We start from the raw sequence: 21615 nt of genomic DNA on the forward strand, positions 1-21615 counted from the left end.
GTTCCTGAGCGCGTCCGGCGTCATCGGTTGCCCACCCACCCACCCACCTGGGCGGGCCGGCAGGCGGGCGGGCAGATAGGCAGATAGGCAGGGTCAACTCACCTGGCTGTGGCGCCGTGCACCAAGTACGTGACGGCTGACCTTCCGCTCCGCTACGAACGACAGGAACGGCACAGTTCCCGCAATCATGATCGAAAGAGTGTGGGCGGGGCGAAACCGGCAGCGCGATGCCAGGTCCACAGTCAGGGTCAGGTAGATCATGAATAGGAAGCCGTGCAGCGGGCCCACGGTTTCGGCCACCGCTGGAGTGTCCGCCAGGTACTTCAGCGGCATGCCTATCAGCACGAGTGTGATCAGACCGATGCCCACCACATACGCGATCACCCGGAACCGCAGCAGCGCCGCACGGATCGCCTGTTCGCTGTTGCGGCCGGTCCCGGCGGTTGGCGCGGGCAGCGCAGGCGCAGGCCGGGTGGGATCCAACGTCGCGTCATCGGCTGGGGTGGTCACCTCGTCCCCGATTCCGAGGACGCGTCCCGCTCGTGTAGCGCGGCAAGATAGCGGTTGTACGAGGCCAACTCCGCCTCGCCCTCCTCGTCGTCGATTTCGTCGATGTCGTTAATATTGATCTTGTCAAGGTGCTCGCCAGGTAGGTCGTCCGCTCCCAGCGGGGGGGCGCTTCGCGGCACGGCTTCGCGCGCCCGTGTCGGGTGACGTTCCTCACGTACCATCTGCCACCAGCCGAAGAGCACGGCCGCGGCAAAGATCGGCCATTCTACTCCGTAGAAAAGGTTCTGCAGAGTACCGCGGGTAGACTGCCCCTTCTCCCACTGCCACCAGCCGAGTCTGGCGAACAGGCCGATCAGGAAGAGCGCGAGTGCGTGGCGCAGCAGCCATGAAGGTGAGAAGAGGACTCGGCGCACGTCCGTGACGCTACTCTCCGGTCCGTACCCGGTGGGCGGCCTGCCCGCCCCGGCTGGGGGGGGTTAGCGAGGAACGAGCAGGCCGGAACATGCGAGACAGCGCCCCGGTCGATCACGAGGATCTCGACGGAGGCGACCCGCCCGTACATTCATATGTCCAGTCGTTCCAGCCGGCTGCATGGTTGCCGCACCCGGAGCGTCTCTTTACGTCATCAGATTTTTACTGGCCGGTGGTCTGAGGGAGCTGTAGCCCGGAGGGGGCTCTAACTGTTGATCAGTATCGCCGCGGCAAGTGAGATCTGTCCTGTCGAGGTGGCCGCTGGTTGCCAGGGTGAGGTGCCGCCGCTGCCGCCGCGCTGAAAGCCCTGAGCAGGCTGGCCGGACCCGTCCGCGGTTGACACCGTGACCGCCAGAGTATGTGGGCCGGCGATTCCTCGGAAGTTGATCCGAACGACCGCGTCGACCCACCGGCCCGGTTGGGGTGGTGCCAGTGCCATGGCAGGACCGGCTTGTCCGTCGAGATCGGTCCGGATCATGCCGCGCACCCCGATGGTGCCGAGATAAAGGTCCAGATGACCGTCCACACCGGTGGTCAGCGAGATGGTCAGCCTGATTTCACCGGAAGCCGGTACGGCGAGACGATCGATGTAGTCCTTACCGGTCGCCTGCGGCCTGCCACCGCTCCAGTCGAAACGGCCGTTCATGCCGGTCACCGCTGTCGGGGTGGCCCCGACGATGCCGAGCTGGCCGATGGCGGGGTTGCCGAGGTCAGCACGCGCTCGTTCGCGGACGGCGCCACCAGCGCCGGGTCCATAGAGTACCCAGTCCATGACATTCGGCAATGGAAGAACAATTCGTTGTGTCGGCATAGTCATCTGGGTAAGTTGAAGCAATGGTGTCGTACTAATTGATGGCGATATGCCGGTCCGCGGGGTCGTGACCGTTGCTGTGGTCGTGGCGGATGGTGCCGATGCCGGGGCGGTCTGCTGTTGCCCGCCCGGGGGTGAAGCCGTGGGGGGCGGCGGCGTGGTTGGGGGTCGGGGCGACGCCGAGGTTGACTGAACCGGTGCCGCCACGGCTGTGATGGCCTGGCGTTCGTCCCGCGGTGGGATCGCCCGTACGCCGATCACGGTGATCGCGGTGATGCTCAGTACGCCGGTGGCCATCCCAACGGCGATCACTGCTGGACGGCGGCGAGACAGCCACCCGCAGCGGTCCGACCTCGACCATCGGCCGGTTGGTGGCGAGGAGTCGTCGGTGCTTCGCAGAATGTGGTGGGACCCGCGGCCGTCAGTGTCTGACGAGGACGTTTCGCCAGCTGCGCCGGCCATGCGCTTGCGGATCCTGGCGGTGTCCGGCTCATGGGTGAACGCCACGTCGGCCAATGCGGCCGGCAGCCATGATGCGGCGTCCACCTGAGCGCGGTCGGCGCGGCGGCGACTACGACCGTATCCGCGGTGGGCGCCTGTCACGTGGCCTCTCCTCCGCGCAATCGCGCCGATGGGTCAGCCTCCCGCCGCGGGCGCGGTAGTCCCTTTCGTGCACCTGATTTCTTCTTTGATTGTGCCGAAGCCGAAGCCGAAGCCGCTGCTGCAGGTGGGGACGACGTCCACCGGTCGGTGTCGCGCACGCTTGTCTCCAGAAGTCGTTCCAGCTCGCCCGCGCCCTTGGACGTCTGGCTCTTGACCGTGCCGACGGATATGCCCAGTGTGCGAGCGGTCTCGTGCTCCGACAGATCGAATGCGTAACGGAGCACCACGCATTCCCGTTTGCGGGCCGGAAGTGACATCAGCGCAGCCCGGACGTCGACGATGGCTGGCACGTCGGCGTCGACGCAGTGGGTCTCGGCCATGTTACCGAGCATGCCCAGGCCACGCCGCTCACGCATGATTCGTCGCAGCCGGCTGGTTGCCATGTTCGCGACGGTACGGCGCATATACGCCAACGGGTTGTCAACCCGACGCACTCTGCCCCAGTGTCGCCAGGCAGCGGTGAAGGCGTCGGCCGTGATGTCATCAGCGGCGTCGTGGTCGCTGGTCAGCAGGTAGGCGAGCCGTGCGAGCTGGCGATGATGCTGCTCGAAGAAGGCGTGGAACTCCGCTTCTGCCCGCGGAGCGTCCGGGAAGCCGGACTCCTCGGCATCCGGATGGGCTGCGCCGCCGGTACTGATCGCGGTTGCCGAAGTCGCCGTTGGTGGACCGGCGGATTCGTCGCCATCGGTGTAGTCGTCCCGTTCCAACCGGCGTGCTCCCGTAGCTCGTCCGATGGCCGACGCGCTCCCGGCGGTCTGGCAAGGACCAGGCGATCATCGAAGCGCAGTACCGCAGGTAATGTAGTCGAAGTATGTCCGACCGCCAGCGCGAGGTCTCGGCCTGGTTGGCATAATTCGGTCATCTGATAGCAAGATCGGATCTTGCGGGATGTTATATGCAACTGCCGGCGTCATGGGCCTGCTCGGAATGTGCGGCGGGTAGCTTCATGATCAATATCGGATCGTTGCGATGATGTTTCCGGTCTCCATTGGTCCGGGTATCCCCGCGCATATGGTTGCGTCGCGCCTGAGAGCGCCCGGCAATAGGGGATGCGGATCACGGAGCGGGGCTGGGGTGTGTGCATGGCCGGGCGCGCCGAGCGTCCGACTCCAGCTGGCCGTTCGTCCCCACCAACCCAGCACGCCGCCGCCGCTTGACCCGGACGTTCCCATTCCGGACGACCCGGGCCCGTTGCTTCCGGATAGTCCGGATCTCCCTCCCGCTCCGCGCGAACCATCGCCCTACACCGAGCCTGCCCCGGCCGAGCCCGAACCTGAACCGGCCTTCCTTCCCCCGGATGACTCCTTCGGCGTGCTCCTGGCTCCTGGCTCATGACCGTCGTGCCGTCGTGCCGTCGTCGGATCACTTCCTGTCAGCGGTCTGCTGCGGTGATGATCTGGTCTGCGACCTGGCGGGCCTGGTTGGCGGTGATGGCGAAGCCGACGCCGATGTTGCCGGACTCGGACTGTTGCCGGCCCGGAGAGGCGCCCGTCCCGCCGTTCGTCGTTGCGATGGACGACGTGATGCCGATCAGTTCGCCGGCTGAGTTGACCAGCGCGCCGCCCGAGTTGCCAGGGTTGAGCGCGGCATCGGTCTGGATCGCCTGGTATCTCACGGCGCCGTTCGTGGCGGCGGTGTTGGCGCTGATGTCGACCTGACGACCGAGGGCCGAGACCACGCCGGCGGTCACGGTGTCGGACAACCCGAGTGGACTTCCCACGGCGACAACCTGATCGCCCACCCGTACCTGCGCGGAGTCCGCGAACGTCGCCGGGATCAGTCCGGTTGTGTTGATCTTGATGACAGCAAGGTCGGCGGTGGTGTTCTGCCCGATGAGCGTTGCGACGTACCGGGTACCGTCCCGCATTCGGACGCTGATCGTCCCACCGCCGGCGATCACGTGGTTGTTCGTGAGGATGTAGCCGTCGGCACGGATCACCACTCCTGATCCGACGGCTGATGCCTGGCGGCCGATGACCTCGAGCGTGACCACACTGGGTTCGATCTTCATGGCGGCGGCGCCGATCGTGTTCGACGCGCTGGCCCCGGCCGCCGATCCTGATGTGGCTGCGGCGGCGCTGACGGCCGGGGACCATTCGCCGATGGTCGTGACGGCGGCGCCCACCGCGGCGCCGGCGCTCGCCGTTGCCAGGCTCAGCGCCATCAGACCCAGAGCCAGGCGGCGGCGTGCGGACGATGCCGGCTTGTCGCGCCCGAGGGCAGTGTCCGCCGGCGGGAACGCGGCTGGGTACTCCGGCGGGTACTCCGGCGGGAACGCGGGCGGCGGTGCGAGTGAGAGGGGCGAGCGCAGCGGTGGTGGCGTGCGGGCCGGTGGCGGAAGCGTCGAAACCGAGCTGTCGCCTAGCCGAGTGGCATCCATGGTGCCACGGTCCCGCCGCGATCTGAGTCATTCGTGAAGCCCGACCAACGAACGCGTGAGAACGTGCTGAGAGCGCCCGGCAATAGGGACGCGGCGACCCGTCGCATATTACTGTGGGTATCGTATTCTTCTTCGTAGGGTAATGTCATGGGATGTTGGAGGTTCACGGATGTCGATGGTGAACATCGATCCTGTCGGTACCGGCGAAGACGGGCCGGCATGGCGCCTGCTGGCCGCGGCCAGTGACGCGGCGGGTATTCCGATCACCGCCTTTGTGATCGCTCACGCCACCCGAGCGGCGACCGACATCCTGGCGGACCGTCGCCTCTTCTGCCTTTCGGCCGAGCAGGAGGCTGACGTCAGGAGGTTGATGGCTGAGCCCGCGCGACTGCCGGCAGGGCTGGAAAGCCTCCTTGCAACAGCCGGGCCGGGGATCGGCGTTCACGGGTACAGCGGCGTCGAAACCTTGGCGTCCTACCATTCCCGTTCGGCCTTCGACTGCGGATCGTTGCCGACGACGACCTGGTTGCGGGAGCAGGCTCTCATTGCCGCCCAGAGCGGGCGTAACCGGGTTCGGGTCGTCCGGCGGGGGTCTGGAGATGATGTTGCCGGTTACTATGCGCTGTCCAGCGGTAGCCTCGCAGGCGACGGCGGGGAGACTCCGGTGCTGATCATTGCCAGGGTCGGCGTCGACCTTACGGATCGCCATCGCGGCGTCGGCCGGGCGCTTGTGGCCGATGCCCTACGGCAGGTCGCATACGCGGCGGGGCCGGCCCGGACGCCCATCCTCATCATCCATGTCGAGGACGCCTCGGCTCGGGAGTGGTGCCGGAACCTAGGGATCTTCTCCGAGTGGCCGTCGGACCCCTACCATCTGTTGCTACGTGTCCACGATCTGCGTCTGGCGATTGCAGCTTAGACAGGGTGCCGTCACGGTGTCGGCAGGGCCGTGCGGATACCGTGCAGCTGTGTATGCGGTGACAGTGACGTCGGCGGGCGGTCCGGAGGTCATGTCGTGGGCGGAGGTGGCCGATCTGCCTTCCCCCAGTCCGGGCGAGGTGGCCATCGATGTGGTCGCCTCCGCGGTCAACCGGGCCGACCTGCTGCAACGACAGGGTTTCTATCCGCCGCCGCCGGGCGCTTCGCCGGTGCTCGGGCTGGAGTGCTCCGGCCTGGTCGCGGCGGTCGGCGACGGTGTGACCGCGTGGCGGGTCGGCGACGAGGTCTGTGCGCTGCTGTCCGGCGGCGGGTATGCGACCAGGGTCAACGTGCCCGCCACCCAGGTGCTTGCGGTGCCGGCGGGCGTCTCGCTGGTCGAGGCCGCCGGGCTGCCCGAGGTCGCCGCCACTGTCTACTCGACGGTGTTCGGGCTGGCCGGTCTGAGTGACGGCGAGGTCTTCCTCGTGCACGGCGGAGCATCGGGGATCGGTACGTTCGCGATCCAGGCGGTGCGGGCGCTTCGACCGTCGGTGACGATCGTCACCACCGCGGGCAGCTTGGCGAAGCTGGCACGGGTCCGCGAACTCGGAGCTGATTGTGCTATCTCCTACCGGGACGACGATTTCGTCGCCCGTGTGAAAGAGGTCACCGCCGGTCGCGGAGCGGACGTCATTCTTGACAACATGGGTGGTTCCTATCTGGCGCGCAACGTTGACGCGCTGGCCGTCGAGGGGCGGATCGTCGTGATCGGCCTCCAGGGCGGACGGAAGGGCGAACTGAACCTCGGGACGCTGCTGGCGAAGCGGGGCGGCGTACACGCGGTGTCGTTGCGTGGCCGGCCGGACGCGCAGAAGGCCGCGATCGTGGCCGCTGTTCGTGAGCGGTTCTGGCCGGCGGTCGAGGCCGGCACGATCCGGCCGGTCGTCGATGGGGTGCTCCCGGTCGAGCGGGTCGCCGACGCGCACCGGCATGTCGAGAACCTCGGGCATGTGGGCAAGGTCCTGCTTGTGGTGAATCCTGATTACAGCGCGTCCTTGACGTGATGCGGCATGTCGCCGAAAGTGATCGGATCGGGACCGCATCCATCCTGCCCGCATGCCCTTCGGCGCGACCAGGCAGGATGGACCCATGGCAGATCAACCGGACCCGCGGGTCGTGATCGTCGGACCGGACGGTGCTGTGGACACCGATTCGTCGGGTGCTCGCCCGCGGATCGTGCCCGGCGCCATCGGCGGTGGCATTGACGGCGGCATTGACGCGTCCCACGTCACGGATGGCGAAGGGGACCAGTCGAACACGCTCACCGAGATGGTTTCCCAGCCGGACAAGGTGATGCGGATCGGCTCGATGATCAAACAGCTGTTGGAGGAGGTGCGGGCGGCACCACTGGACGAGGCGAGCCGGCTCCGCCTCCGGGAGATCCACCGCAATTCGATCAAAGAGCTCTCCGACGGGCTGGCCCCTGAGCTTCAGAGCGAGCTGGGCCGTCTCACTCTTCCGTTCGACGAGACGCAGACCCCGAGCGACGCCGAGCTGCGGATCGCCCAGGCCCAGCTCGTCGGCTGGCTCGAGGGGCTCTTCCACGGCATCCAGACGGCGCTGTTCGCCCAGCAGATGGCCGCGCGGGCACAGCTGGAGGAGATGCGGCGGCGGGCGCTGCCAAGCGGTTCCCAGTCCGGTGAACAGTTCGGTCGCGGCGCCTATCTGTAGTAGGCCAAAGGCCGCGCGATTATGGTTTTTTCGCGCGGCCGGAGGCCCTGAGGGCGTGGGCGTGTAGTAGGCCAAAGGCCGCGCGATTATGGTTTTTTCGCGCGGCCGGGCGGCCGGGCCGGGTCAGCTGGCGGGACTGACCGAGCTCATGTTGAAGTCGGGGACGCGCACCGCCGGCATCCGCGCGAGAGTGAACCAGTCCGCCCACTCGCGGGGAAGCGTCCGGACCGTCGTCCCCACCTCGGTGAGCCGACCCAACAGGTCCACCGGACTCTCGTTGAAGCGGAAGTTGTTCACCGCACCGACGATCTCGCCGTCCTCGATCAGGTAGACGCCGTCACGGGTGAGCCCGGTGAGCAGGAGGATCTGCGGGTCGACCTCGCGGATGTACCACAGGCAGGTCAGCAGCAGCCCACGAGACGTATTCGCGATCATCTCGTCCAGGGATGCCGTCCCGCCGCCGTCGAGGGTCAGGTTGTCGACGAACGGGGTCACCGCGACTGCTCCGGGGCCTGCGGCCTGCGGGCGCGCGATCTGACGATCGTCGCGCGCCCGTTGGCCCTCCAGGGTGCTACCGCGAGTCGACGCACGGGTCTGGACCAGCGCGGCCAGCTTGCCATCCGTGATCCAGTCGGTGCGTCGCAGTGGCAGCCCGTTGTCGAACACGCTGGATGTCGCCGACGAGGAGGCCGCGATCACGAACGGGGTCGCGGAGAGCTCCGGGTCGAACGGGTCGCTGAACAGGTGCAGGCCGGGCGGGCCGAGCGTCGCACCGATTCTGGTGCCCCCGCCGGCCCGGCTGAAGACGGTGCGTCCTTCGGCGGCGTCGCGGCCAGCGGCCGACCAGTAGGCGTAGGTGAGCAGGTCCGCAACGGCGGACGGCGGCAGCAACGTCTCGTAGCGGCCGGCCGGCAGTTCCACCGAGCGCGTAGCCCAGGCCAGACGTCGGCGCAGGAGCGCGTCGGTGTCCGGCACGGACACGTCGGTGAAGTCGTGCGTGGACTGGCCGTGCCACACCGAGCCGCCGGGCGTGGCGTTCTTGGCGTTCCATTCCACGGAGCCGGACGGCTGGCTGTGCCGTAGCCGGAGCCCCGCGGAGGTGCCGAGCCATGTGGTGGTCAGTTCATGCTGGGCGAAACCGAACAGGCGGCGCTCGTCGGCCCGTGCGGCATCGAAGGCGTCGCCGAGATCGCGGGCGAATTCGGCGAACACGCCGGTGCTGGTGCGTTGCGCGGGGTCCGCGAAGGTTGTCTGCGCTACTGCGTGCGCGGCCGCTACCGCTGTCCCGCCGCCCATGTGCGCCATGGTGACCTCGGCGTCGGGGCCGAGTAGCTCGGCGTAGTCGTCGGCGTCTTCAGCCTCGCGGGCGTCGGCCTCGGACAGGCGCAGCAGCTTCGCCAGGTCGTCGGCATCCGAGACACTGCTCGCGGAGCGGACCCCGAACGCGTGGCCGACCACGCTGATCACGGTGACGGACCGGTCCCGGGCCGCGCCGTTGGTGGTCAGGGTGTTGTTGGCCCACCGGAGGTTCACCGTGCTCGACTCGCCGGCGATCACCACGGCGCCGTCGGCCCGTGATGATGCCAGCGCCATCTCGACGACCTCGTGGGGCTGTATCGCGCTCACCGGCCTGCCTCTCGCTGGGTGTTGAGGATGTTCACGCCCCGCAACAGCACGGATGGACAACCGTGGCTCACCGGGGCAACCTGGCCGGGCTGGCCCTTGCCGCAGTTGAACGCACCGCCCAGAACATAGGTCGCCTCGCCGCCCACGGCCTCCAGGGACCCCCAGAAATCGGTGGTGGTCGCCTGGTATGCGACGTCGCGCAGCTGCCCGACGAGCCGGCCGCCGCGGATCTCGTAGAACCGCTGGCCGGTGAACTGGAAGTTGTACCGCTGCATGTCGATCGACCAGCTCTTGTCACCGACGACGTAGATTCCGCGCTCTACCCGGGAGATCAGTTCTTCGGTGGCTGGCCCGCCTGGGGCAGGCTGGAGCGACACGTTGGCCATCCGCTGGATCGGCACGTGGCCGGGGGAGTCCGCGAACGCACAGCCGTTGGAACGCTGCACGCCGAGCGCGACGGCGTTCTGAGCGGCCATCCTGCGGTCGAGCTGGTACCCGACCAGCGTTCCGGCGCGGACGATGTCCCACTGCCCGGCTTGCACGCCCTCGTCGTCGTAGCCGATCGTCGCCAGGCCGTGCGGGGCGGTGCGGTCGCCGGTGACGTGCATGGCGGGGGATCCATAGCACAGCGACCTGATTGTGTCCAGGGTTGCGAACGATGTGCCCGCGTAGGCGGCTTCGTAACCCAGCGCGCGGTCGAGTTCGGTGGCGTGCCCGACCGACTCGTGGATGGTCAACCACAGGTTGGACGGATCGATCACCAGGTCATAGCGGCCCGGCTCCACCGAGGATGCCTGCGCCTTCTCCGCCAGCAGAGACGGGATGAGCGCGATCTCGCCGTCCCAGTCCCAGCAGCCCGCGGCCGGACCCGCCACCAGCCATTCCCAGCCGCGGCCGACCGGGGGTGCGATCGTGCGCATGGTCTCGAAGCCGCCGGCGACGCGGTCGACCCGGGTCGCCTCGAACTGGCAGATCACCCTGACCCGTTGCTGGGTGGTGGTCGTCCCGGCCAGGTCCGCGTAGAACTTGTTCTCCATCACCTGCCCGAGCGTGCCGTCGACATGGTCGACATCCCTGGCTGCCATCAGCGTGCGGCACAGCCCGCCGACCCGTTCGATCTTCTCGGCGGTTTCGATCGTGAACGGGTCGACCGCGTAGGCCGACACCCACACCGCGTCGGTGTAGACGGGTTCATCGGCCAGCTCCACCGGCTCGCTGTTGAGCGGCCGTGCCACCTGCGCGAGCTCGACGGCTTGCCTGGTCACCCGGACTGCCTCGTCGACGGTGAGGTCGACGCCGGCGGCGAACCCCCACGTCCCGTCGTGAACGACCCGGACGGCGAAACCGACCGACTGGCCGTCGCCGCGGCTCTCCAGACCGCCGTCGCGGAACGACAAGGATGCGTCGCGGGTCCGTTCGATGCGGATGTCGGCGTGGGTCGCCCCACAGTCGCGGGCGGTCTGCAGGGCGGCGTCCGCGAGCGCCGCGTGGGGCAGGGTCAGGAACTCGGGATCGATGTCGTGGGGCCGCGTGTCGGGCGCGTCCGGGCCGCCGTGCCCGGTGCGGCCGATGTCGGCGCCCCCCGTCGAGGTGGTGGCAGATGTGGCCATGACCTCATCCTTGCCTCTGAAGAAATGATCTGCCTCGATGGGCGGGTCGGACGGTGTTGACGTCCGCCTTCTGTAGGACGGGTCAGGGGAAGAGGCGCTCGATGACGTGTGCCACGCCGTCGGCGTCGTTTGAGGCGGTGATTTCGTCAGCTGCCGCGAGGACGTCCGGGTGGGCGTTGGCGACCGCGACGGCGTGCCCGGCCCAGGCGAACATCGGCAGATCGTTCGGCATGTCACCGAAGGCGATCGTGCGTTGCGCGGATATGTCGTACTGTGCAGCGATCTCTGCCAGGGCGACTCCCTTGGAGATACCCGCTCCGGCGATTTCGACGAGATCGTGACTCGATGTGGTGACCACGGCCGCCGATCCGGCGATCCGCGCGATCGCGACATACGCGTCGGCCAGGGTGATCCCGTGCAGCTCCCGCCGGACGAGCAGTTTTGTCGCCGGCATCGCCATGAGAAGTTCGGTGATGTGACCGACGCATTCGTGCGGATCGGGCCACATCGTGATGAAGGTTGGTTCCCGCCCGAAATGGCTGCCGCTTTCCACCGCAAAGACGGCATCGGGCACGAGAGCTCGGATTTCAGCGGTCAGCCACAGCGCGGTGGTGGTGTCCAGGGCGCGATGCGTGACCGTCGAGTTGTTGTCCAGGTTGTAGACGAGCGCGCCGTTGGCGCAGATCGCCAGGCCGGACGCGCCGGTCTGGGCCACGATCTCGGCCATCACCCGCGTCGGCCGGCCGGTGACGAACACCACGAGCGCGCCGGCATCCTCGACCCGGCGCAGCGCCGCCCGGGTGCGAGCGGAGACCGACCCGTCCGATCGGATCAGTGTCCCGTCGAGGTCGGTGGCGACGAGGGAGGGACGGAACACAATCATTGAGTAAACCGCATTGGAACGCTCGGCAATAGGGGCGTGGATCGAGGAGCGGGGCTGGGGCACGTAGCTCGCGTGGCGGTAGGTCGGCCGGACTCCATGGTGTCTCCCGAGGTGTCTCTGCGTGGGGTACCACCCGCCGGCGGCGGCCGTGCGTTACTATGCGCATGGTCCGTGCCGATGTGTGCGCCGATGTGTGCGCCGATGTGTGTGTGGCCGGCCGAACGAGGCTTCCCGGGTGCTGGGCCTCTTGAGACCTCTCGGGGCCTCCGGGCGGCGGACGGATCCTTCCAGCGGCCAGGATGATCATTTTTGCGACCGGCGGGAAGGACGGATTTCGGCAACGATGAAAACGTACGATGAACTGTATCTGGAGCTGGCCGGAAAATGGCGCGAACGAACCCCTGGATCCGGTAGTGTCGATGCTCTGGAAAAAGGGATTCACCATATCGGGAAGAAACTTCTCGAAGAGGCGGCCGAAACCTGGATGGCGGCCGAGTACGAGGGCTCCGAGCGGGTCGCGGAGGAGTTGTCGCAGCTGTTGTACTGGAGCCAGCTGGTGATGATTTCCGCGGGTCTTACTCCCGCGGATGTATACTCGAAGCTGTGATGACGGGCGTTCTGTGTGCATTCGGTGCCAAACTGTGACACGGGGGCGATGATGCTTCGACTCGCGGTGCCCAACAAAGGGGCACTGGCCACGGCATCCGGTCAGTTGCTCGTCGACGCCGGTTACCGGGCGCATCGAGAATCGGCGGAACTGGTCATCGCCGACACTGAGAACGATATCGAGTTCTTCTTCCTCCGGCCTCGCGACATCGCCGTCTACGTCGGGGCGGGTCACCTTGACATCGGCATCACCGGCCGTGACCTCCTTATCGACAGTGGTGTCGCTGCTGACGAACTGCTGCCGCTCGGGTTCGGGTTCTCCACCTTTCACTATGCCGCTCCGCTCGGCGCGTTGGACGGCATTGCCGGCCTGGCCGGGACGCGCATAGCAACGTCGTTCCCCGGCCTGGTCGCGGCCGACCTGGCCGAGCGCGGCATCGACGCCCACATCGTGAAACTCGACGGCGCGGTGGAGACGGCCGTCCGGCTCGGGGTGGCCGATGTCATCGCGGACGTGGTGGAGACCGGGCGCACATTGCGCGCTCACGGCCTGGCCCTGGTGGGTGAGCCGGTGCTGCGTTCCGAGGCGGTTGTCATCGTGAAGAAGGGGCTGGATCTCGTCCCCGCCCACGAGCGCCTGTTGCGTCGTATTCAGGGCGTCCTGGTCGCTCGACGTTATGTGATCATGGACTACGACGTTCCCAATTCAGTGCTGGAAAAGGCGTGCGAGATTACCCCGGGTTACGAGTCGCCGACGATTTCACCGTTGCAACGTGAGGATTGGGTGGCCGTGCGCGCCATGGTGCTCCACGCCGAGGTGAATCGGGTGATGGATGATCTGTGGGAGATCGGCGCCCGGGGCATCATCGTCTCCTCGATCCGAGCCTGCCGCCTGTAGCGGCACGACGGTGTTTCAGGCGACCAGCTGCATCCGGAAAGCGGGAACAGTATCGTGTGCCAGGCAGGTCGGAAGGGAGACGGGAGCGCAGAGTGAACGAGGCTCCTGCGCCGCGCTCTGAGCACGCTACCGCACCGGTTGGAGCGGGGACGCCGCCCGGCGGGCCGATCGAACGACTACTCGGCGAGCTGCACGGTAGGTTCCGCGATAATCGCGGCGGAGCGGTTGCCACCTATATCCCGCAGCTTGCGCATGCCGACCCGGATGCCTTCGGGATTGCCATGACAACAATGGACGGCCACAGCTACAGCGTGGGCGACAGTATCGTGCCGTTCACGATCCAGTCGGTTTCCAAGCCGTTCGTCTACGCCCTCGCTCTGCATGATCGTGGCTTTGACGACGTCCTCCGCAGGGTCGGGGTCGAGCCCACCGGGGACGCCTTCAACGCCATCACGCTCGAAGCCGGTACCGGCCGGCCGTTGAACCCGATGATCAACGCGGGAGCGATTCTCACCGCGAGCCTGATCGACGGACGGGATCCAGCCGAGCGCTTCGAGCGAATTCGTCAGGGACTCTCGGCGTTCGCCGGCCGCGAGCTCGACGTGGACGAACAGGTCTTCGCGTCCGAGCAGGCCACCGGTGACCGCAACCGCGCCATCGCCTACCTGATGCGCAACGCCGGAGCATTACAGGGATCGGTCGATGAGGTCTGCTCCATCTACTTCCGGCAGTGCGCCATCCTCGTGACTGCTTCCGACCTGGCCATCATGGCGGCGACACTCGCTCTCGGTGGCGTCAACCCACTGACGAAGCAGCGGGTCGTGTCCGATGCGGACGTGGGGAGCGTTCTCGCGGTCATGGGCACCTGCGGTATGTATGACCACGCTGGCGAGTGGTTGTTGCGGGTCGGGTTGCCGGCCAAGAGCGGCGTTGCAGGAGGGATCTGCGCGGTTCTGCCGGGCCAGCTGGGTGTCGGCCTCTACAGTCCGCCCCTGGACCACAAGGGCAACAGCGTCCGTGGGGTTCTCGCCTGTCGCGAGATGTCCGAGCGTTTCGCCCTGCACCTGCTGCGTCCGGGGGGCCAGCCGGCGCATCCTGTCCGCATCACCTACCGCGGGGACACGGTCAGCTCCAAGCGGGTCCGGCCGGAACGGGACAGGGAGGTTCTTGCCCGGTCGGGCGCGGCGTTCGTCGTGTACGAGCTTCAGGGTGATCTTGCATTCGCGAGCACGGAACGCCTGATACGGACAGTAGTTGATCATCTTGATGGCATTTCGTGGATCGTGTTCGACCTGCGGCGGGTCGCCGCGATCGACGAGCCGGCTGCCAGCCTGCTCCGTGTGTTGTTGGCAGATCTTGCCGAGCGCCAGGTCACGACCCTGTTCGCCGACCCGCGGGCGCTCCCGGCCGTCGCCGGGCTGATGCGCTCGGACTGGACCACCGAGCGACTTCCAGATCTTGAGATCGCGCTCGAGTGGTGTGAGGAGGCTCTGCTGATGCGGGCTGACCTCAGCACGCTCCCACCTACCGTCCGGGTCCCGTTCGCCAGGCAGGAGCTGCTTGCTGAGTTGGCGGGCGATGAGGTCGCGGTCGTCCGATCGCTCACCAGCAGCCGGTCCTACGCGCTTGGAGACGTAATCTTCGATGCGGGTGACCCGGCCGATGCCATCTACTTCGTGACCCGCGGCCTGGTCAACGCCGAGGTCCGGGCGGGAAAGGCAGGGCGGTGGCTCCGCCTCAACACCGTGCCGGCCGGAGCCGCCTTCGGCGAGCTGGCACTTGTCGACGGCGGGTTGCGCTCCACCCGCATCACGGTGGCGGAGCCGACCGAGTGCGAGATGCTCTCCGTGGCCGCGTTCGAAGAACTGCGCTGGAGCAACCCACGCATCTGCGACGCGATCTACCGGGCGATCGCACGGAGCCTGTCGGCCCGGCTTCGGCGGGCCGACAGGGAGATCCAGTCGATGCAGGACTGACCGTCGTCAGCGGTGACTGAGGATCAACGACATTCCCTCGCTGCGGGTCGCGGTGCTCAGGAACTGCCCGCGCACGGCTGAGGTGACCGTACGGGCGCCGGGCTTACGGACTCCGCGCATGGACATGCACAGATGTTCGGCCTCGAGCACGATCATGACCCCACGGGGTGACAGCGCCCGTTCCAGCGCGTCGGCGATCTGGGTGGTGAGCCGTTCCTGCACCTGCGGGCGCCGCGAGTACAGGTCGACGAGCCTCGCCAGTTTCGACAGCCCGGTGATCTGCCCGGCTTCGTTCGGGATGTAGGCGACATGCGCCTTGCCTGCGAACGCGACCAGATGGTGTTCGCACAACGATGTGAAGTCGATGTCGCGAACGAGCACCATCTCTTCGTGACCTTCGTCGAAGACGGTGGTGAGAACCTCGGACGGGTCCCGGCTGAGGCCCTCCACCGCTTCCTGATAGGCCCGCGCGACCCGCTCCGGGGTCTTGCGCAGGCCTTCCCGATCCGGGTCTTCCCCGATGCCGATCAGAAGCTCGCGGACAGCACGAGCCACCCGGTCGTGGTCGAAGGGGCGGACCGCCCGCGGCCCCAGATCGGGCCGCGCCCGCTCGGACGCATCGTTGCTACCGGCAGGACCCTTACCGTCGCCGGGAACGTTGCCGTCGGCGCCGATCCCGGCGACGTCCGCAGGAACGTCCGCAGGAACATCGCCAGGAGCCGAAGACGTGTACCCGGTGGGTGCGAGACCGTAATCGGTCGTCAACGGCGTCCCCTGTCGTCGTCGTTCGGTAGCGTCGGCGGTGCCCAAGGGTTGGACATCTTCGGTGCGGCCGACGTCGGCTCCGTGGGTGCCGTTCCGCCGCCCGTATTCTGCTCCGTCGCCGTGGTGTGGTCATCGGAAGGAACCTGACCGGAGCCGGACCCATTCCCGGTGGCCCCCGGCAGGCCGCTGCCGTTGCCGTGCGTCGCACCATTGGCCCGGCCGCCTTGACCGGCGGTCGCGTTGGGTACCAGATCCGTGACGTCGCTGGGCTTGGCCAGCCCCAGCTCGGCCGGGGTCATGACCGGCGGCTGGTCGGATGGCAGGCGCTTACCCACGCCCGTGTACGAGCCGCGGTTGGGCCGCTTCTGGACTGTCGCGAAGATCTCCAGAACATCGTTCTTGCCGAGCGTTTCGACATCCATGAGTCGCAGAACAAGGCTGTCCAGTACGTCCCGGTACTGAACGAGGATCTCCCATGCCTCGTCGTGCGCTGACTCGATCAGGTGGCGAACCTCCGCGTCGATTTCTGCGGCGACCTGCTCGGAATAGTCGCGCTGGTGGCCCACGTCGCGCCCGAGGAACACCTCGTTGCTCTCACCGCCGAATTTCAGTGCCCCGAGCTTGTCGCTCATGCCGAACTGGGTGACCATGGCTCGGGCGATCTTCGTCGCCTTTTCGATGTCGTCGCTGGCACCTGTGGTCGGCTCGTGGAAGACGAGTTCCTCGGCGGTCCGCCCGCCCAGGAACATCGCGAGCTCGTCCAACATCTCCGATCGGGTACGCAGGTAACGGTCCTCGAGCGGCAGCTGCATGGTGTAACCGAGCGCCCGGCCACGGGGCAGAATCGTGATCTTGTGGACGGGGTCGCTGTTCGGCAGGGCGTGTCCGACGAGAGCGTGCCCACCTTCGTGGTAGGCAATCCGTTTCTTCTCCTTGTCGCTCATGACCCGGTTCTTGCGTTCCGGCCCGGCCATCACCCGGTCGATCGACTCTTCCAACAGGGCCGAGGAGATGAACTTCTGGTCGGACCGGGCCGTGAGCAGCGCAGCCTCGTTGAGCACATTCGCCAGGTCTGCACCGGTGAACCCCGGGGTACGTCGCGCAATGATCAACATGTCGACGTCGGGCTCCATCGGCTTGCCCTTGGCGTGCACCTTCAGAATCGCCTCGCGGCCGAGCAGGTCGGGGCGGTCGACGACGATCTGCCGGTCGAACCGTCCCGGGCGTAGCAGCGCCGGGTCCAGGATGTCGGGTCGGTTCGTCGCCGCGATGAGAATGACGCCGCCCTTGACGTCGAACCCGTCCATCTCGACCAGGAGCTGGTTGAGGGTCTGCTCCCGTTCGTCGTGGCCACCGCCGAGACCGGCACCGCGGTGGCGACCCACCGCGTCGATCTCGTCCACGAAAATGATCGCTGGTGCGTTGGCCTTGGCCTGCTCGAACAGGTCCCGCACGCGGCTTGCGCCGACACCCACGAACATCTCGACGAAGTCCGAGCCGGAGATCGAGTAGAACGGCACGCCGGCCTCACCCGCGACCGCTCGGGCCAGCAGCGTCTTGCCGGTCCCAGGCGGCCCGTACAGCAGCACGCCTTTGGGGATCTTGGCGCCCATCGCCTGGAACTTGCCCGGGTTCTCCAGGAACTCCTTTATCTCCTGGAGTTCCTCGATCGCCTCGTCGGCACCCGCGACATCGACGAAGGTCGTCTTCGGTGTGTCCTTGTTGACGAGCTTGGCTTTGGACTTGCCGAAGTTCATGACCCGGTTGCCGCCACCCTGCATCTGGTTCATGAAGAAGAGCAGCAGAACCACGATCAGCAGCACGGGAAGCAGGTTCAGCACCCACGACAGGAAGATGTTGCCCTGATCGACCTTGACCTCGTAGGCGACCCCCTTCTCGTGGAGCTTGGCGGCGAGATCGGTTGCCTGGTTGGTGACATAGGACGACTCGTACTTGGAGCCGTCCTTCATCTTGATCTCGATGCGCTGCTTCGAGTCCTGGATCGTGGCGCTGCCGACCTGGCCCGATTCGATCTTTTGCTGGATGGCGTTCAGGTCACTTTTGGTGTACTCGCTTGAACCCGACAACACCCCGGTCATGAGAATGATCACGAACAGGGCCAGGAGCGCGAGAGGCACCCAGCCGCGGAAGATTCTTCTTGGAGTCATCTGCCTGGAGCGCTGGACACGCGCGCTCCACCCTCCTGACGTGTGTGCCGCCCTCGTTCGGGATTCCCTTGTGCCGAGGGTACCGCCGGTACCCGCGTCTTACCGCGCGTACATCCGAGCAACGGGCAACGGAAGCGTCCTGTTCCACCTCGGTGCCCCGAATGGGTGATTCGTCGAACAGGTTCGTAGCCGTCAGAGCACGTGGTGATCAGTGTGGTCCCCCGATGTGCAGTGTTCTGGATCTTTTCGCTCAGCCGGCGGCGCCCATCCGACGCAGCGAAACCGCCGGCACCGGTCCGCCCGCAGGACGCTCTCACCGGGCGCCGCGGTCGATCGCCTCCTGGGTCAGCGTTCCGACATATGGCAGCGTGCGGTAACGCTCGGCGTAGTCGAGACCGTAGCCGACGACGAAGGCGCTCGGTATGTCGAAGCCGACGTACTGTATGTCGATGTCGACGGCCAGCGCCGCCGGCTTGCGTAGCAGTGCGAGCACCTCCACGGATGCCGGTCCGCGCGACCGCAGGTAGCGCAGCAGCCACGACAGGGTCAGGCCCGAGTCGATGATGTCCTCGACGACCAGGACATCCTTACCCTCGATGGGGCGGTCGAGGTCCTTGAGGATGCGCACCACGCCTGAGGACGACGTCGCTGAGCCGTACGACGAGACGGCCATGAACTCCATGGTCAGCGGCACAGTCAGCAGCCGGGACAGGTCCGCCATCACCATCACCGCGCCCTTGAGGACACCGACGAGCAGCACCTCGCGACCGGCGTAGTCGGCATCGACCAGCGCTGCCAGTTCTCTGATCCTGGTGGCGATCTCGTTGGTGCTGACAAGGACCTCGGCGATGTCTGGATGCGGGCTGGCCCGCGGCCGATCCTCCGCTCCGGCGCCGGTTGGCCCGGTCCGGTCGGACCCGGACCGGTCGGGCACCGTGTGCGCAGTGGTCACGTGAGCCTCCCTGGTGTCTCCACGCGGCTCGCCACCGTCAGCGGCGGGCGTGGGGGTGTCTGGCCGGGTTCCCGACCCGGGCGTCACAGGCACCGGTCGAGGGCATCCATCGCCCCGGCCGGAGGCCTCGAATCCGCAGGTCGCGAACCCCGGAGGTCGCGATACCGAGATCCTGCCATCCGCGCGCGTCGCGGTGACACCTGAGGGCAGCGGGACCGGCTTCTGCCCGCGCCATCTCGTCACCAGTTCGTCCATGGCCCGGATGTGGTCGGCTCGCAGCCCGGTCGGTGCGCTTCCGAGCGCACGTGCCGCCCGCCGCATCACCCGGCCCCGAAGCGCGGCGCTGAGCCCCGCGAGGCCGGCAAGGTCCAGGTCGATGCGGTCCGGTGCACCGGCCGGGTCGGCCGGGCGGGCCAGCTGGTCGTAGACAACCGCCGCGTCGGCGTCGAGGGCCTCATTGTCCGCCCGCAACAGATCGGCGGTGCGGGCGAGAGCCTCGGCGATACCCGGGCCGAGGGTGTCTTCCAGAACCGGCAGTGCCCGGTGGCGGACCCGGGCCCGCGCGAACGCCTCGTCAGCGTTGGTCGGGTCATCCCACGGGGTGAGCCCGTCGGCGAGGCAGGCGCTGCGGACCACCGACCTGCGAATGTCCAGTAGCGGGCGCCGGAACAGGTCGTCGCAGCGCGGCATGCCCGCCAACGTGCGGGCGCCGGAGCCGCGGGCGAGCCGCAGCAGCACCGTCTCGGCTTGGTCGTCGAGCGTATGGCCGAGCAGCACGGCGCTCGCGCCCAGGCGCTCGGCGGCGCAGGTCAGAGCGGATCTTCGGGCATCGCGGGCGGCTCCCTCCGAACGGGGTGAGCGCGCCGGCAGGACCTCGACGGGGTCGAGGCCGAGCTCTCGTCCCTGCGCGGCCACTGTGTCCGCATGGGCTGCGGAACCCTCGTACCAACCGTGGTCGACGGTCAGCAGCCCGCCGCGCAGCGCCCGGCGAGGTGCGAGGAACGCGAGCGCGGCAGCCAGCGCCAGTGAGTCCGAACCGCCGGAGCAGGCCGCGAGCACCAGGCTGCCCGGGGGCAGGTCGGCGATCGAGCGGCGGAGCGCGACCCGGACCTCGGCAGCGGCCCTGCGTTCGGGCATGCCGGCTACTCCCGCATGACGTTCAGGCACCGGTACCGGTACCGGTGGCGGGATGGCTGTGCTGCCCAGGGTAGGCACACGCTATACCGATCACGCACTATGCCGATATCGAGGGGCGCGAGCCCAGCACACGTTGCATCCAGGCGCCTGGATCGACCAGCTCCGACCGGGTCGGCAACGTCTCGGGAGATTCCCAGACCAGGTTGAACGCGTCGACCCCCGCCTCGGCGACGACAGCCCGGACAAAGGCGCCACCTTGCCGGTACTGCAGCAGCTTGAGGTCAAGTCCGAGTAGGCGGCGGACAAAGCGGTCGATCGGTGAACCGCCACCGCGGCGGTTGTCGAAGCGTGACCGGATCTCGGCGACGGTCGGGACGACCTTGGGGCCGACCGCGTCCATGACCTGGTCGGCGTGCCCCTCCAACAGGGTCATCAGTGCCTGTAGCCGATCCAGGACCTGCCGTTGGGCGGGTGTCTGCAACGCCTCGACGATGCTTGGTGCGTTCGGCCCACGGTCGAGGACGGCGCCACGCAGCGCGGAGACCGCCGATCGCACCCGTTCTGCGAGGACGTCCGGGTCGAGGTCGGTCGCCTCGATGAAGGAGGCGATCTCGCCCTCCAGATGCGTCCGTAGCCACGGGACGGCGGTGAACTGGATGCGATGGGTCTGTTCATGCAGGCAGACCCACAACCGGAAGTCGTGCGGGTTGACGGCCAGCGCCTGTTCGGCATGGGCGATGTTCGGTGCGACCAGGCTGAGGCGTCCTGGGCGTCCCAGGTGTCCCGCCGTGCCGGTTTCACCGGGTGTGCCGGTTCCGCCGGGTGTATCGGTTTCATCGGGGGGGAGGAAGACCTCGTACTGGCCGAGAACCTTGCCTGCGAGGTAGGCCAGTGCCGTGCCGAGCTGCACCCCGGTGACCCGGCGCCCGACAGCGGTGGACAACTTGCCTCGATCGCGGTCCGCGAGCTTGTCGAGCAGCGGTTCGCTCACCACCCGCAGGCCGGCGACATTCGACCGGACCCATTCCGGCCGGTCCACCACGGCGATCGGTGTCGGCGGACCAGCCGGTTCCAGCCTGGTGTACGCCTGGACATGGCCTTCCGCCTCGGCGGCGAGCCGTCGCAGCTCCGCAACCACCGTGTCCGCTTCGGAGCGGGCCACGGGCGGGCCAGGCCGGACAAGCCGCCGCGCTGTCGTTACCGCGAGATCCCAGTCGACTAGCTCGGCGTCCACATCCGCCAGCCTATGTCCCGCCCCCCACCGATGACAGGCATTGTCGCCCGCGCGTTCCTGTCATCGGTGGGGGGCACTTAGAGCGACCGGCAATAGGGGACGCGGCGTCGCGGGGCCGGGGTACGCACCTCGCTGTGTTGTCGTCGGTCGCCACCCGACACCTCCGGTGTCTCCCTCCTCCGCCTCGCGATGCACGCACCCCAGCTCCGCTCCTTGATCCACGTCCCTATTGCCGGGCGCTCTTAGCAGCCGCAGGACTCGAGCGCGACGGCCGCC

18 protein-coding genes are annotated in these 21615 nt (G+C 67.5%); 6 read left to right on the forward strand and 12 right to left on the reverse strand.

All coding sequences use genetic code 11. The features are described from left to right. Positions 1 to 93 precede the first annotated feature (93 nt). From U9978_RS19205 to U9978_RS19225, 5 genes are all read right to left on the reverse strand, one after another. Complete coding sequence (locus tag U9978_RS19205) at positions 94 to 510, reverse strand: DUF3817 domain-containing protein (RefSeq protein ID WP_322762522.1); 417 nt, start codon at positions 508 to 510, stop codon at positions 94 to 96. Beyond that, the gene (locus U9978_RS19210; RefSeq protein WP_322762523.1) at positions 507 to 923 is read right to left on the reverse strand and encodes a hypothetical protein; all 417 of its coding nucleotides are present in this window, start codon (positions 921 to 923) and stop codon (positions 507 to 509) included. The genes U9978_RS19205 and U9978_RS19210 overlap by 4 nt, the downstream gene beginning before the upstream one ends. 263 nt (positions 924 to 1186) lie before the next feature. Further along, positions 1187 to 1792 carry a hypothetical protein gene (locus tag U9978_RS19215; RefSeq protein WP_322762524.1) on the reverse strand — a complete coding sequence of 202 codons (606 nt, stop codon included), beginning with the start codon at positions 1790 to 1792 and terminating at the stop codon, positions 1187 to 1189. 599 nt (positions 1793 to 2391) lie between these two features. Continuing rightward, positions 2392 to 3162, reverse strand: a complete 771-nt coding sequence (locus tag U9978_RS19220) for a SigE family RNA polymerase sigma factor (RefSeq protein ID WP_322762525.1) — start codon at positions 3160 to 3162, stop codon at positions 2392 to 2394. 665 nt (positions 3163 to 3827) lie between these two features. After that, complete coding sequence (locus U9978_RS19225) at positions 3828 to 4835, reverse strand: S1C family serine protease (protein WP_322762526.1); 1008 nt, start codon at positions 4833 to 4835, stop codon at positions 3828 to 3830. 169 nt (positions 4836 to 5004) lie between these two features. On the opposite strand from U9978_RS19225, the gene U9978_RS19230 reads away from it, so the two are divergent. From U9978_RS19230 to U9978_RS19240, 3 genes are all read left to right on the forward strand, one after another. Then, a complete protein-coding gene (locus U9978_RS19230; RefSeq protein WP_322762527.1) occupies positions 5005 to 5754 on the forward strand; it encodes a DUF1778 domain-containing protein in 750 nt (249 codons plus the stop codon). Positions 5755 to 5803: 49 nt separating this feature from the next. Beyond that, a complete protein-coding gene (locus U9978_RS19235) occupies positions 5804 to 6817 on the forward strand; it encodes an NAD(P)H-quinone oxidoreductase (RefSeq protein WP_416211047.1) in 1014 nt (337 codons plus the stop codon). A gap of 85 nt (positions 6818 to 6902) precedes the next feature. Continuing rightward, on the forward strand, positions 6903 to 7484 hold the full coding sequence (locus U9978_RS19240) for a bacterial proteasome activator family protein (RefSeq protein WP_322762529.1): 582 nt from the start codon (positions 6903 to 6905) through the stop codon (positions 7482 to 7484). Positions 7485 to 7607: 123 nt separating this feature from the next. On the opposite strand, the gene U9978_RS19245 is transcribed toward U9978_RS19240, so the two are convergent. The 3 genes from U9978_RS19245 to U9978_RS19255 all read right to left on the reverse strand — a co-directional run bounded on the left by U9978_RS19245 (position 7608) and on the right by U9978_RS19255 (position 11603). Next, positions 7608 to 9077, reverse strand: coding sequence for a metallopeptidase TldD-related protein (locus U9978_RS19245; RefSeq protein WP_322762543.1), 1470 nt, complete (start codon positions 9075 to 9077; stop codon positions 7608 to 7610). Positions 9078 to 9106: 29 nt separating this feature from the next. Continuing rightward, entirely contained in the window at positions 9107 to 10720 is a 1614-nt protein-coding gene (locus U9978_RS19250; protein ID WP_322762530.1) for a TldD/PmbA family protein, read from the reverse strand. A gap of 82 nt (positions 10721 to 10802) precedes the next feature. After that, positions 10803 to 11603, reverse strand: a complete 801-nt coding sequence (locus U9978_RS19255; protein WP_322762531.1) for a Cof-type HAD-IIB family hydrolase — start codon at positions 11601 to 11603, stop codon at positions 10803 to 10805. A 343-nt stretch (positions 11604 to 11946) separates the two neighbouring features. On the opposite strand from U9978_RS19255, the gene U9978_RS19260 reads away from it, so the two are divergent. The 3 genes from U9978_RS19260 to glsA all read left to right on the forward strand — a co-directional run bounded on the left by U9978_RS19260 (position 11947) and on the right by glsA (position 15083). Continuing rightward, complete coding sequence (locus U9978_RS19260; protein WP_322762532.1) at positions 11947 to 12210, forward strand: phosphoribosyl-ATP diphosphatase; 264 nt, start codon at positions 11947 to 11949, stop codon at positions 12208 to 12210. Between the two features lie 51 nt (positions 12211 to 12261). After that, positions 12262 to 13107, forward strand: a complete 846-nt coding sequence (hisG, locus tag U9978_RS19265; protein ID WP_322762544.1) for an ATP phosphoribosyltransferase — start codon at positions 12262 to 12264, stop codon at positions 13105 to 13107. A 92-nt stretch (positions 13108 to 13199) separates the two neighbouring features. Continuing rightward, complete coding sequence (gene glsA, locus U9978_RS19270; protein ID WP_322762533.1) at positions 13200 to 15083, forward strand: glutaminase A; 1884 nt, start codon at positions 13200 to 13202, stop codon at positions 15081 to 15083. A 6-nt stretch (positions 15084 to 15089) separates the two neighbouring features. On the opposite strand, the gene folE is transcribed toward glsA, so the two are convergent. From folE to U9978_RS19290, 4 genes are all read right to left on the reverse strand, one after another. Further along, positions 15090 to 15758 (reverse strand): GTP cyclohydrolase I FolE, encoded by a 669-nt coding sequence (folE, locus tag U9978_RS19275; RefSeq protein WP_322762545.1) that lies wholly within the window; start codon positions 15756 to 15758, stop codon positions 15090 to 15092. Between the two features lie 86 nt (positions 15759 to 15844). Then, positions 15845 to 18016: an ATP-dependent zinc metalloprotease FtsH gene (gene ftsH / locus U9978_RS19280; protein WP_322762534.1), complete on the reverse strand. Its 2172-nt coding sequence runs from the start codon at positions 18014 to 18016 to the stop codon at positions 15845 to 15847. Between the two features lie 313 nt (positions 18017 to 18329). Further along, the gene (gene hpt / locus U9978_RS19285) at positions 18330 to 20105 is read right to left on the reverse strand and encodes a hypoxanthine phosphoribosyltransferase (RefSeq protein WP_322762535.1); all 1776 of its coding nucleotides are present in this window, start codon (positions 20103 to 20105) and stop codon (positions 18330 to 18332) included. Between the two features lie 97 nt (positions 20106 to 20202). After that, a complete protein-coding gene (locus tag U9978_RS19290) occupies positions 20203 to 21339 on the reverse strand; it encodes a zinc-dependent metalloprotease (protein ID WP_322762536.1) in 1137 nt (378 codons plus the stop codon). Positions 21340 to 21615: the final 276 nt, after the last annotated feature.

Origin of the sequence: Protofrankia sp. Cr2, from assembly GCF_963555885.1 — a bacterium.
GTDB lineage: Bacteria > Actinomycetota > Actinomycetes > Frankiales > Frankiaceae > Protofrankia.